Genomic DNA, 13,362 nt, shown 5'->3' on the forward strand with positions numbered 1-13,362 from the left:
CGTTACTCGCGGTCCTCTGCGGTCGAACGGCGGCGCAGGGCGAACAGGACTCCGCCGCCGACGAGCACCACCGCGGCGGCGGCGATACCGATGATGACACCGGTCGAGCTTCCATCCTTGGAGGAACTCTTCCCATCCGCGGGCTCCGCCGACCACCAGGACCAGTAACCGTCCTGGCCGTAGATGTTGCCCGCGGCCGTCGGCATGGTGGTGATGGACTTGATCTGGTCGGTGCGGTAGGCCTCGACGGCGTTCGGGTACGCGAGGATGTTCATGTACCCGGAGTCGTAGAGCCAGGACTGCATCTCCTTGACGGTCTCAGCGCGCTTGGCGGGGTCGTACTCGGCCAGCTGCTTGTTGTAGAGCTCGTCGTACTTCTTGTCGCAGATGAAGTTGTCGGTCGCGGCGCTCTCCTTGGCCTTCACCGGGAGCGCGGCGCAGGCGTGGATGCCGAGGACGAAGTCCGGGTCGGGGTTGACGGACCAGCCGTCGAACGCGAGATCGTACTCACCCGCGTACCAGGGCACGGACACGTCATCGAGACAGTTGACCTTGAGCCCGATACCAAGGTCCCCCCACCACTCCTTCAGATACTTCCCCACGGCCTTGTCGTTCGGGTCGGTGGCGTGACACAGGATGCGGAAGTCGAGCGGCTTCCCGTCCTTGCCGACGCGCTTGCCGTCGCCGTTCTTCTTGTAGCCCGCGTCGTCGAGGAGTTGGGCGGCCTTCTTGGGGTCGTACGACAGCTTCTGGTCGGCGGAGGGCTTCCAGGCGTACTCGGAGAAGCGAGGTGGGATGTATCCCTCGCCCTCGACGGCCTGACCCTGGAAGACCTTGTCGACCAGCGCCTCACGGTCGACGGAGAGGAAGAGCGCCTGACGGACCTTCTTGTCCAGGAGGGCCTTGTGCCCGTCACCAAACTTCTTGCGGTCGCGGGTCTGGGCGCCGGGGTTGGTCGCGAGCGCGAAGAAGCGCCGGCCCGGCCCCTCGTTCACCTTGACGTTCTCCGTGCCCTTGAGCTCGGCGGCCTGCGCGGGGGTGAGGGCGGGCTGCCCGGCGACGAAGGCCACCTCGCCCTTCTTCAGCGCGGCGACGGCGGCGTCCTGGTCCTTGTACGTCTTGAAGACCAGCTCGTCGAACTTGGGCGCGCCGCGCCAGAAGTTCTTGTTGGCCTTCAGCTTCACGTACTGGTCGGTCTTGTAGTCGGTGAGGACGAAAGGCCCGTTGCCGACGACGGGAAAGTCCTTGTCGTTGTTGTACTTGCTGATGTCACCGACCTTCTCCCACACATGCTTCGGGACGATCGGCACGTCGAGCGCGGCCATGGTGGCCTGCGGCTCCTTCAGCTCGACGACCAGCTTGGTGGGGCTGGGTGCGGTCACCTTCTTGAAGTTGGCGACGAAGCTGGAGTTGGGGCTCGCTGTGCCGTCCTTGGACATCAGCTTGTTGAACGTCCAGGCCGCGTCCTCGGCGGTCGCCTTCTTGCCGTCCGACCACTTCGAGTTGTCCCGGATGGTGTACGTCCAGGTCAGCTTGTCGGCGGAGGGCTCCCACTTGGTGGCGAAGCCGGGGATGGCGTGGTTGTCCTTGGCGTCGTAGTTCGTCAGGTACTCGTACGTCAGGCGGTGGATGCTGGTGCTGAGCAGCCGCTGGGCGAGGAAGGGACTGAGCGAGTCGACGCTCTGGGCCACCGCGACGGTCAGGGTCTTCTTGCCGTCCGCCTTGGCCTCGGCCTGTTGGGGCGCCGGGTTGAGGGGGGTGGCGAGACCCGCGGTGAGGGTGAGGGCGCCGGTGGCGGCCGCCAGGAGGAGACGGAGGCGTGGGGGAGCTTTCGCGGGCCTCTCCGGGGACGCCTTGGTGGTGGGGTGAGACCGATGAGTCCGTGTTCTGCCGTGCTGATCTTGTGTATCCATGGGTCGGTGACCTCGCGTCATCGCTCGCGCAGAGATGGCTAGTTGATCAAGGAACGCCAGCTGGTTGATGTGTGTGTCTACCAGCGCCAGTCTGCGTCAGTCAACGGCAGGTGAACCCCATGTGGCCTGCGGAAATAACGAGTTGACCCGTATTTCATCCGCATTGGTCAAGACCTGTGAAGCGTGGCTGGTCGGGGGGTGATGGTGGGGGGAGGGGCAGGTGGGGGGAGGTGTTGCCCCCGTGTCCGCTTGCCCGCCCGGGTCCCCTTCGATGGTTGGTCTGCGGGGTAATCGGGTGGGTGGGTGGGAAAGTCTGTTCGTCAGTCGAACTGCGGGGCGCTGGACTAACAGACTGGGCCCGCACCAAGGTTCGGTGCGGGCCCAGTCGAGATCGGCGGAGGCGAAGGCTACTGCTGCGGCGCCTCCGGCGCGGGAGGCTGCGGGGGCTGATACGGAGCCCCGGGCTGGAACGGCTGCCCAGGCTGGACGGGCGGCGGGGCCTGCCCCGGCTGCGGCTGCCCCTGAGGCGCCGCGTTCTGCCACCCCTGCGGAGCCCCCGGCTGCTGCGGATAAGGCTGCCCACCGGGCTGCGGCTGCGGCGCGGGCGGCTGCTGCTGCGGCTGCTGCTGCGGCGGCTGCTGAGGAGCGTAAGGCTGCTGCGGCGCCTGCCCCGGATAGGGCGCCTGCCCAGGCTGCGGCGCCTGCCCAGGCTGCGGCGCCTGCCCCCCGTACGGCTGCTGCCCAGGCGCAGCCCCAGGCGCGGGCGCCTGCTGCCCGGGATAGCCCCCCTGCCCCGGCAGGGGCGGAGCCACGACCGGCGGCGGATTCCCGTCCGAAGTCCAGAGCCCCTGCTGCTGCTGAGCCCGCACGAAGTCCTCGGCGACCATCGCCGAAAGATTGAAGTACGCCTCCCGGACCTTCGGCCGCATCATGTCGAGATCAACCTCGGCGCCGGCAGCAAGATGCTCGTCAAACGGAATGACGACAACCCCACGGCACCGCGTCTCGAAGTGCGACACGATGTCGTCAACCTTGATCATCTTCCCGGTCTCACGCACTCCGGAGATGACGGTGATCGACCGCGACACGAGATCGGCGTACCCGTGGGCCGACAGCCAGTCCAGCGTCGTCGACGCGCTACTGGCACCATCCACAGACGGCGTGGAAATAATGATCAGCTGATCGGCAAGGTCGAGAACCCCCCGCATGGCGCTGTAAAGCAACCCCGTACCGGAGTCGGTCAGGATGATCGGGTACTGCTTCCCGAGCACATCGATCGCACGCCGGTAGTCCTCGTCGTTGAACGTCGTAGAGACGGCCGGATCGACGTCATTGGCGATGATCTCGAGCCCGGATGCGGCCTGCGAGGTGAACCGCCGGATGTCCATGTACGAGTTGAGGTACGGGATCGCCTGGACGAGGTCACGGATGGTGGCCCCGGTCTCGCGGCGCACGCGGCGCCCGAGCGTACCGGCGTCGGGGTTGGCGTCGATGGCAAGGATCTTGTCCTGCCGCTCGGTGGCGAGTGTGGAGCCGAGGGCGGTAGTGGTGGTGGTCTTCCCGACGCCACCCTTCAAACTGATGACGGCGATGCGGTAGCAGGACAGAACCGGAGTCCGGATCAGCTCCAACTTCCGCTGCCGCTCGGCCTCTTCCTTCTTGCCGCCGAGCTTGAACCGGGACCCACCGGCAGCGGGCCGACTGCTCTTGGCCTTCGGCTTGGTGTTGCGCAGCAGCCGGTCGGAGGACAACTCGACGGCAGCGGTGTACCCGAGGGGAGCCCCGGGATTGGTCCGCTCCCGCTGATCGTGCTGTACGGCCTGCGGCCAGGCGGCACCGGTGCGGGGATCGATGGGCGGCTGAGGCTGAACCGGTTGCTGCGCCTGCGGCTGAGGCTGACCATGGGGCTGCTGAGCTGGAAGAGGCTGCGGAGCCTGAGGTTGCGGCTGAGCCTGCGGCTGCGGTTGCGGCTGCGCGGGAGCGGGGGGCTGCGGTTGCGGCATCGCCTGCGGCGCCGGCTGCTGCTGGGCCTGAGGCGCGGGCGGCTGAGGGAACCCGTAACTGCTCTGCGGGGCAGGGGAGTTGGGCTGAGCAGGAGCGGGCGCACCGTGCTGCGGGAACCCATAACCACTCGGCGGAACGGGAGCGCCGCCCTGCTGGGGAAACCCATACCCGGCGGGCGGAGCAGGCGCTTCGGGGGCCGGAGCCGGAGCCGGAGCCGGAGCGGGGGCAGGGGCCGGGGCGGGCGCAGTGGCCTGCGGGAACCCGTACCCACCGTGCGGAGCCGGAGCCGGAGCCGGAGCATCGGCGACCGGCGGCGCCGGCGCAGGAGTGACAGGAGAAGGCGCCACGGGCCCGGTCGGCGAGGGCCAGGCCGGGGGCGCGGCCTGAGGAGCAGGCTGCTGTACGGGCGCAGGCGCAGGCTGAGCCTGCTGCGGTACGGGCGGCGGCTGCACAGGCTCGGCAGCTGGCGCCGGCGCCGGTTCCGCGGGCGGCGGGGTCGACGCCTGACCGGGCACGGGCCACTGCGGAGCAGAGGTAGGCGCGGCAGGCTGGAAGGCGGGCGGCAACGGCGGAAGCCCACCGTTCGGCGCGGGCGGCGGAGTCCAGGACGGAGGCACGGAGTCCTGCACGTCGTCAACGGGCGCGGCAGGCACGGCGTCCTGAGGAGCGGCATCCTGCGGAGAGGCATCCCGGATCTCGTCAGCGACACCACCAGAATCGCCGAAGTCCTCAACGTCACCGTCATTGTCATCGTCATCGGCCGAGTCATCGGAGGCGGAAAGACCCTCGTCCGACTCATCCGCGTCCACGGACTCTCCGACAGGCTCACCAGAAGGCGGCGCGTCGTCACTGTGGCCGTCACCGAAGGAAAGCCCGGCTGCAGCCAGAAGAGACGACTCAGGCTGCTCATCCCCGAGGCCAAGCGCAGCCTCATCCGACTCATCCGACTCATCCGCGCCCGAGGACTCCGAAGACTCCGAAGACCCCTCCGAGGGGGAGACGGATCCGGCGGCCCGCTCCTCGATCTCCCGCTTGAGGGCGGCGGAGGAGAACCGCATGGTGGCGCCGCTCTCCAGATCACCACTGCGGTCGGCAACAGGCCCCACCACAGCGGAAGGAGTGGAAACAGCCTGCACCTCATCCTCATCCTCAGCCTCGACCTCGGCAGCCTCAGCCTGAACGTCAGCCTCCGGCTCAGGCTCAGGCTTAGGAACAACACCAGTCACATGCACGGAGGAGGCAACACCAGCAACGGCACCGCTCCAGTCAGCAGCACCCCCCGAAGGTGCCCCTCCCTCAGCAGGCTCCGAAGGCGAGGAAACCGGAGCAGGAGTAGGAGCAGTGGCAGGAGCGGGAGCAACCGGCGCAGCCCAATCGGCCCGAGGCTGGAACCCACCCCCCACAGGCAGCTTCGGCACAACGGGGGGCGGCCCCACCGGCGGAGACTGCGGAGCCGGAGGCTCGGAGGCTTCGGGCGCAGCAGGAGCCGCAGGCGAAGAAACCGGCGGAGACGAGGGCAGGGAAGGCGAGGAAGGTGACGAAGACGGCGCGGGCGACGCCGAAGGAGTCTCCCCCGCACTGCCGGACGCGTTCTGCGTGTACCAGGCAGGAGGGGCGTAGTCGATGGTGAACTCGCCCGTAGTCTCGGCAGCGGACTCCGCGTCGGACTGATCATCGACGGGTGAATCCCAGCCCCCGCGGATCTCGTCCCGATCGCTGTTCACAATGCCTCCTGATGTGGTCGAACACCCTCGTGCCGTGGTGGGAGGGCGACCGTTTCTGTCGTCCGATCCGCCATGGCTCTCCCCGTGGTGGACGCGCACCACCCACTCCCGGGTTCTGGCGACGCGCCCAGTCCCAGCCTAATCACCAAAACCACAAGCACGGCAGGGCAGCCCACCCCCCGAATACTGTCCTCTCCGTCACGCTCCCGACGGAAGTGACCCCCGTATCCGAATCCGTGACGGACAAATCAACCAACTAGCAGCAAATGCCTGCCAACTCGCTTGGCCAGCCGACACCGACCCCCGGTCAGTCCATCCGCCGAGCAGCACCCAACAATCCGGTCTCGGCATCGGTGGCCTGCGTCATCACGTACTGCCGGTCACGATCGGCACACCACAGCGTCAAGCCGTCCGCGAGCGTAGGTAGGGCATCCACGTAGCCGCCCGGCAACCCCAGCGAACGCCCGATCTGAGTTGCCTCATCGGGAGAGACCCGCTGCACCCCCACAAGCCTGGCCTGCCGCATCAAGCGCGGCGCAACGGGACTCAGATAGGGCAGAACGGTCAGCACGGACTGCCAGGGCCCTGACACGACCCGTCCCCGAGGCGGTCGCATCCCGCAGTCCCGCACGACAAGCACCGGGCTCCCGGCGGACGCACCTTGCGGAGGCACCCGCCCCACGTCATGTACGGACATCCCGCTCGGTCCAACCCCCAGTGCCTGCGCAAGTTGCCCCCAGGCGCCGGCCCGCCCGGTTTCCACAGCCACCCGGGCTCCGGTGGCGGCAGCCCGCAGCGCGATCACCTGCGCGGTCCACAGACCACCGATGAGGAGGACGTCGTACGGGGTGGGCCGATTGACCCCGAGAACAGCGGGCTGTCCCTGCGCATCGACACCGATCACGACGCCGTCGTCCCCGATGGGCAAGGCGAGCGAGTCCACTTCCTCACCGGAGAGTGCATGCCGCCCGTGCCGGGGACCGAGCAATCCGAACCCTCCGCGCAAGGCGGTGGAGACCCTGTTCACCCGAGAGGACGAGTCCCCGGTGGCCCCGCCCACGGGCCCGAATGAGTCATCCGGGGAAGGCGCCCCTCCGGGAGCAGTATTCGAGGCTGAGGTATACCTCATCGGGTGCCCCCAAGCGGCAACGTGGCGAGCATGCCGGGCAGTTGCTCCCGATCCAGGCGGACCAGCCCGGTGCCGGCCCGCCGGGCCCCCTGTTCCACGGCGCGCTGAGCGGACGCGAGTTCGGAATCACTGCGGCCGGTCACCCGCACATGCCCGCACAGCGACGTCTCCTGTCGCTCGCCGCGGGCCAACGTGAGACTGAAGGTCGTGGCCAAAGTGGGAATCGAGGTGAGTAGCGCGACCAGTTGAGGCAGAGAGGGTGATGGCACCGAACCTCCGGCGCGCCCCGTCTCCAGCTGCGGCCAACGACGTACCCAGTAGGTCGTATGACGACGGTTGTCGCAGCGCCACGTGCGGGCGGACTCCTCGGTTCTGCGCTCCGGCAGCTCAGTCCGTCCCGCCTCCGCTGTGACCAGCGGATTAGCGCATGCCGAGGTGGCGATGGCGGCAGCCACTTCTTCCTCGTTCAACACGGTTGCGCGGAACCCGGCCGCCGTCAGCCGACTCGCCAACTGATCCACGGCACGCACGACACACTTCTGGGCTCCGATGAGCCCGCCGCCACGGGCCGCCACTGCTTCCGGGCACAGCTCTGGATCGAGCTTCAGGGCGACCCATGTGATGCGTACGGCTGGTGCCCCGGTCTGGGCCTGTAGCGGCGCGTAGTTGCTGACGGCCACGGAGTTCTGCGGCAGATGCAACGCGGGCGCGGGCTGTGTGTGCAGCACAATCTGCGCGGACTCCAACCGAATCCCATCCACGTCGAGAGCGTCCCGCACAAGGCCCACCGGCAGGGGGTGTCGCGTCCGCTCGGCGCGCAACGCCGTGCCGTCCGATTCGATCTGCAACACGGCGCTGACGAAGGTCCCGTCACCCACTATCCCCACCTGCCGTCGATCCCGCCCGCTATAGGTATATGTGCGCAGGGAGGGATCGCACTCGACGGCCGGAGCGAAGGCGGGCTCGGTTCCCGCAGGAATCACCATCTCGGCGGCCAGGCGCTGGCGTGCACGCAAATCCCGAGCTGTGGCGATCCACTCAGGCCATGAGCGCCCATGCCGACGCACCACGGCGAACGCCACCAGCACGACCGCGAAAGCAGCAGCAGGCGCGACGGCCAACGGATCAATGACCCAGGCGGTCAACACCAGGGCGGCAGCGACCTCGATCAATACGAGCCGTTGCAGGCGAAACGACCCCAATTCTGTTCTGCCGGAGCGCAGATGCAGCGAGACGGCATCCCTGGTCCTGACAGCCCTTACCCCAACACCCCCCGACTGCGGCCGAGTCCGCGATTCCGGCGCGCCTCGACCTTGCCCCCGCCCCCGACTCCGCGTTGCGGAAGCCACCACGCCAACCCCCGTATATCTCCCGAATCACCTGGCTGAACGGGGCTTTTGGGTTCCTTCTGAAATCAGGAACCTCACCCACCCCGCACGCACGATTACACAACAGGCATAGTAGGGCCCGGGTCTGACGACGGAGAGTGGGGGCAGCGCGCCCTCGGGGCTGCACGGGGAGAAACAGACACGTATGGCATCACGCCGGGATGAACTCAACGCCTACACCTTCGCGAAGCGCCGAACGCTCGCAGCTTTCATTCAGCCTTCCCCCTCGGGATCGGAGGAGGGCGCGCCACGCCCGCTGCGCGCCATCGTCCCGGGACTCATCGTCGCTGTCCTGGTCCTCGCGGTCTTCGGTGCATGGGGGATGTTCCAACCCAAGGCGCCTGCCCAGTGGGACGAGCCGGGGACCCGGGTGATCGTGGGCAAACAGTCGACGACGCGGTACGTGGTGCTGAAAACCGGCAAGAAGTCCCGCCTGCACCCTGTTCTCAACCTCGCCTCCGCACGTCTGATGATGAAGGGAGCTGACTACAAGGTCATCCAGGTCAGTGACGACATCCTCGACGCGGGGGTGCCGCCTCGTGGCCCCATCCTCGGCATCCCGTACGCGCCCGACCGCCTTCCGTCCAGCGATGAGGCCGGGGCAGCCAAGCGCTGGGCTGTATGTGAACAACCGGGCGGCGCCGGCGGTCGAACCACCCAGGAGGCCACCTTCGTACTGGCCGACCGGGAGGCGAAAGTGATGGACGGCGCTCAACGTCTGACCGACGGCGAGGTCATGTACGTGAAGACGCGCGCGGGGGCACGCCATCTGGTCGATGGCAAGGGAACGGCCTACCCCGTCACGGGGGTCGAGGGGGACGATCTGACGGACGCGCTCGTCGGAACCACGAGAAAGCCTCAGCTGGTCACCAAGGAGTGGTTGGCCACTCTGCATCAAGGCGACCCGATCCGGGTCCCCAGGTTGCCTGCAGCCGTGGGGTCACCCGCGGGCGTCCAGGGGCAGCTGTCCGCGGACGAGAACAGGGTCGGGATGGTCCTCAAGACGCGTACGGGTGAGGGCATCAAGAACTACGTCGTGCTTCCGGGCAGGGTCCAGCCCCTCTCCGAGTTCACCGCATGGCTCCTGATCACCTCGCCGCAGACAGCGAAGCTCAATATGAACGGCACCGCGCGCACAGTAGGGCTCCAGGACTTCGCGAGCGACGGCCAGACCTTCGACGGACAGGCCGCCAAGTGGCCAGAGCTCCGGCCCGATCAGGTGAACACCACAACCGCTGCAGCGAACCGGAACACCGTGTGCAATGTGCTGCGCAAGGTGGACAGCAATGGTGACACGACGCTGAGTACTTGGGCGGGGCCGAAGTATCCGGCTGACATCGTCGCGGGCGGCACGAGCACCTACGTCACACCGGGAACGGGTCTGCTCTATACGCAGGTTCAAGGAAACCAGGCGAAGTCGGGTTCACTGTTCCTGGTGACGGACACGGGGCTGCGCTACGCGGTGCAGAGCAACGGCGACAGTGACACCGGGAAGTCGGACATCGGTACGGACGACGGCATGCAGACCGACGGCAGCCCCGAACCTAGCGAAGCGCAGGTCAAGCTCGGCTACGGCGACGTCAGGCCTGCCATCGTCCCTCTTCCCTGGTCGGAGTTCCTGGCGAAGGGGCCCCGTCTCGACGCCAACAGCGCCCGCCAGCCGCAGGGTTCCTGAAAGGTTGGCGACCGGTGCCAAAGACCTGACGGGAAGCCGATGGAGAGGATCGACGTACAGGTGAGGACCGATGGACCGGCGAAGGCGGCCAGGACAGTTCTCCTGTACGCGGCGGTGATCGCCGTAGCTTTCAGCTCGGCCGCTCCCGGTGAGGACGCCCCCGGCAATAACAGTGCATCGGCCGCATCCATGCCGATGCGATTGGACGGCAGCGGTCAGTGCACATTCGATGCTGCCCCCATCAAAGGCCGGCCGTGGCCGCTGCAGCGAGTCCTCCTGGACGAACTGTGGCAGGACGGCAACCAGGGGCAGGGAGTGCGGGTAGCGGTTATCGACACGGGAGTTGACGACAAGAACCCACAGCTCGAGGGTGCGGTGCGCGCGTCGGCGGGCCGCGACTTCCTGACCAAGGGCAAGGGAGCCGATCCGACCAAGGACGAAGTGGGCCATGGCACGAAGGTCGCCGGCATCATCGCGGCCCGTCCGGACACCGAAACCGGCTTCGTAGGCCTCGCCCCCAAGGCCACCGTCATTCCGATCCGTCAGAACGACGCGGAGAACAGCGGCGACTCGGACACCATGGCCAAAGCCATCGCGCATGCGGCTGACAAGGGTGCCCAGGTCATCAACATCTCCCAGGACACGACGAAGCCTTTGTCGCGTAGTTCCGCCTTGGCCACGGCAGTGCGGGATGCCATCAAAGCCGGGATCGTGGTGGTGGCCTCCGCAGGTAACGACGGCTTGGACGGCAAGGTCAAGAACACCTACCCGGCGGCCTTCGAAGGCGTGCTGGCTGTGGGGTCCTCCGACCGCAACAACGAACGGGCATCCTTCTCCCAACCTGGTGCCTTCGTGGACGTGGCGGCCCCCGGAGTGGACATCGTGTCGACTGTCCCCGCCGGCGGCCACTGCACGGACAACGGGACGAGCTTCTCGGCCCCCTTTGTCTCAGGGGTGGCAGCACTGCTCAAGGCCAAACACCCGGACTGGACGACGGCGCAGGTGGTCACGCAGATCGAGCAGACGGCGGAGAGGTCAATCAACGGCCGTGACAAGTACGTTGGTTGGGGTGTGATTGACCCGGTCCGAGCTGTCAACGATTCGGACGTCGCCCACCCGGGCTCGTCCCCGACCTCTGACCCGGGCCTGTCCAAGGCCCCGGCTCCGAATGCGACCCCGTTCAATCTGGCCGAGACTCCCCAGGAGCGGGCAGAGCGATATGCGACGTATGCCCTTGGCGTCGCCGCAATTCTTGTGGCGGTAATCGCGGGCACGGCGACGGTGCTCAGGGACGTACGCAGACGAAGAAGCAGCTGAGGCGCTCCGAGCCCGAACTGGGGAGACGGCCTGGCGAGCTAACTGGCGTGGATTCGCTGTGTAGTTGGTAGCCCTCTCTAGAGTGACTAGAGTGACTAGAGTGATAGAAGGTATCCGTTGAGGGATGCCGAACGGGGGCGGCGCGGTTGGAGTACCCCGCGTATTGACGCGAGGTACTACGCAACCCTTGCCCGCCGGACCCGCCGGGACGTTTGTCCGGGCGGAGGCAGGCTGCGGCGGTTGCCGCGGTCTCGACATGAGGAGGGCAAGAGCGATGAGCGTCGATTACAGCAATGACGACTTGACCAAGCTGGCCGAGAGGATCCGCAATTTCCACATGGACGTGAGCAAGCGGGTCACCTCTCTCAATTCGGTAGTGGATCTGATCCAGGCAGGTTGGCAAGGCGCGGCGGGCAAAGAGTTCGACACCGTGCAGCGGGGCGTGAACCGGCACCTGAAGAAGCTTCAGGACAACCTCGTCGACCTCGAAGACGTGATGCGGATGAGCGTCAAGGGCTTCGACAGCCACGAGCAGGAGCGCATCTCCGAGATTCGGAAGGTGGACAACTCGTACGAGGTCCCGAGCCGCATCGTCGACCACGCCTGAGCCCACACGATCCGATCCGCAATAGCTGCACCCGCTTAGGAGAGGCGAGCATGTCAGTCAACTTCGACCGCACAGCGGTCAATTACGACACCGTGACCCAGGCTGCGACCGATGTGCGTAACAACGCCAAGCAGATGGTCGAGCAGCTCGAGGACCTCATGCGTGAGGTGAAGAGGGTGGCCGACACCTGGGAGGGCGAGGCCAAGGTCGCGTACGGCGACATCCAGCGCACGACCAATGCCGAGATGGCGGCCATGGCCGAGAAGCTCGGCCGCATCGCGCAGCTCCTGGACCAGTCCGTCGTCGGATACCAGGACACGGACAAGGGCAACGCGTGGCGATTCCGCATGCTGTCGTAACAGCTTGACCAAGGCCCGGTCCGGTCCCGTATGAGGAGCTGGGGCCCGTGGCACGTGAAGGGGCGGCTCCGGAGACACCCCGGGGCCGCCCCTTCACTGCTGCGCGCTTGGCTGGAGAATCTTCACCCCGCCGAGTCGGAGGCGGTTCCACCGCCAGGACCCGCAGCGGCCTCCAGATCGAACTCACCGTCCCGCGCCCCAAGTACGAACGCTCGCCACTCCGCCTCCGTGTACCGCAACACGGTCTCGGGATCGAGGGACGAACGCATGGCCACGGCTCCCGCCGGCAGGTACGCGATCTCGACACGCTCCTCGTGCGCCTCAGTACCGGGTGCGCTGTGCCACTCGACGCCAGAGATGTCAAGCGCGTAGAGCTCGTCCTTCTCACGCTCTTTGCGCGCCTTGACATCCTCGTCGAGCGCCTCGACGCCCTCGCTGCTGTGTCCCTCGGCCATGGTCCAACGACCCCTTCCCGACGTACGAACCAACCGTTTTCTCAGCGTACTTGCAGAAGGTGCACGCGAGGGCCTCTTCTACTGAAGAGCACATACCTTGAGTAGTCGTTATCCCGGTGCAGTGACTACTGGTCGAGTTGCGGCGGACCGCTGGGGACAGCGGAAAGCTCCTGACATCCCGTCTGGAGCTTAGCCTCGAGCAACATTTTGCTGGCAAGATATGCCAGATCTTCCCGATTCTCGTTGTCTTTAGCTCGGGAAGAGCCGCTAGCAGTAATTACCACTGACAGGTATGGGTGCTGCATGCCCGAAGTATGACTAGAGCCTTTGGAGTAGAGCTTGCACTTGGCATAGATTGCAGCACTGTTGTTCCAAGCCAAGCCTTCGGTTCCAGATTTGAATCGGGACGCATTCGATTCTCTGCCAGCTTGGTCGTGCTTCTCGAGCGATGAGACCCAGTCGGCCCTGTTGCCGTCTCGCATCTCGGTGTACATGCGTACGGATCCGCTACTGGTGAAGTTGTCGCATGTGAGCTTAAGGTAACTGTCAGTAGCTCTTCGAGACCAGTGAGACTTAAAGGATGTATCAACAGAAATCAAACGCTCGAGCACCTCAACATCGCCAGTGAAGATTTCCTCGCTACATGTTTCGGAAGCTTTTAGATTCTTCTCCTGCTTGCTCGTAATGTTGGCGATCCACAAGACTGAAGCGATTATGATTCCGACCGAAACGATCAGGAAGGTAAGAACTCGAAGTTTAATTTTATGCCTTTTCATTCCATGCTCTCGGTC

General features: G+C 66.2%; 10 protein-coding genes. 4 read left to right on the forward strand and 6 right to left on the reverse strand.

All coding sequences use genetic code 11. The features are described from left to right. Positions 1–2 precede the first annotated feature (2 nt). From ABXJ52_RS27215 to eccE, 4 genes are all read right to left on the reverse strand, one after another. Positions 3–1,913 carry an ABC transporter substrate-binding protein gene (locus ABXJ52_RS27215; protein ID WP_367045280.1) on the reverse strand — a complete coding sequence of 637 codons (1,911 nt, stop codon included), beginning with the start codon at positions 1,911–1,913 and terminating at the stop codon, positions 3–5. A 407-nt stretch (positions 1,914–2,320) separates the two neighbouring features. Continuing rightward, positions 2,321–5,641, reverse strand: coding sequence for an SCO5717 family growth-regulating ATPase (locus ABXJ52_RS27220; RefSeq protein WP_367045281.1), 3,321 nt, complete (start codon positions 5,639–5,641; stop codon positions 2,321–2,323). Between the two features lie 307 nt (positions 5,642–5,948). Beyond that, positions 5,949–6,668: a hypothetical protein gene (locus ABXJ52_RS27225; RefSeq protein WP_367045282.1), complete on the reverse strand. Its 720-nt coding sequence runs from the start codon at positions 6,666–6,668 to the stop codon at positions 5,949–5,951. 98 nt (positions 6,669–6,766) lie between these two features. Beyond that, the gene (gene eccE, locus ABXJ52_RS27230; protein ID WP_367049309.1) at positions 6,767–7,999 is read right to left on the reverse strand and encodes a type VII secretion protein EccE; all 1,233 of its coding nucleotides are present in this window, start codon (positions 7,997–7,999) and stop codon (positions 6,767–6,769) included. A 304-nt stretch (positions 8,000–8,303) separates the two neighbouring features. Between eccE and eccB the strand changes: the two genes are divergently transcribed. The 4 genes from eccB to ABXJ52_RS27250 all read left to right on the forward strand — a co-directional run bounded on the left by eccB (position 8,304) and on the right by ABXJ52_RS27250 (position 12,116). Further along, the gene (gene eccB / locus ABXJ52_RS27235) at positions 8,304–9,833 is read left to right on the forward strand and encodes a type VII secretion protein EccB (protein WP_367045283.1); all 1,530 of its coding nucleotides are present in this window, start codon (positions 8,304–8,306) and stop codon (positions 9,831–9,833) included. 189 nt (positions 9,834–10,022) lie between these two features. Beyond that, on the forward strand, positions 10,023–11,150 hold the full coding sequence (gene mycP / locus ABXJ52_RS27240) for a type VII secretion-associated serine protease mycosin (RefSeq protein WP_367049311.1): 1,128 nt from the start codon (positions 10,023–10,025) through the stop codon (positions 11,148–11,150). A gap of 274 nt (positions 11,151–11,424) precedes the next feature. Beyond that, complete coding sequence (locus tag ABXJ52_RS27245; RefSeq protein ID WP_367045284.1) at positions 11,425–11,757, forward strand: WXG100 family type VII secretion target; 333 nt, start codon at positions 11,425–11,427, stop codon at positions 11,755–11,757. Between the two features lie 50 nt (positions 11,758–11,807). Next, entirely contained in the window at positions 11,808–12,116 is a 309-nt protein-coding gene (locus ABXJ52_RS27250; RefSeq protein WP_367045285.1) for a WXG100 family type VII secretion target, read from the forward strand. Positions 12,117–12,238: 122 nt separating this feature from the next. Here the strand turns inward: ABXJ52_RS27250 and ABXJ52_RS27255 are convergent, their stop codons facing one another. After that, complete coding sequence (locus ABXJ52_RS27255) at positions 12,239–12,571, reverse strand: DUF397 domain-containing protein (RefSeq protein WP_367045286.1); 333 nt, start codon at positions 12,569–12,571, stop codon at positions 12,239–12,241. A 125-nt stretch (positions 12,572–12,696) separates the two neighbouring features. Then, on the reverse strand, positions 12,697–13,347 hold the full coding sequence (locus tag ABXJ52_RS27260; RefSeq protein ID WP_367045287.1) for a hypothetical protein: 651 nt from the start codon (positions 13,345–13,347) through the stop codon (positions 12,697–12,699). Positions 13,348–13,362: the final 15 nt, after the last annotated feature.

The sequence above is a fragment of the Streptomyces sp. Je 1-332 genome, assembly GCF_040730185.1.
Classification (GTDB): domain Bacteria; phylum Actinomycetota; class Actinomycetes; order Streptomycetales; family Streptomycetaceae; genus Streptomyces.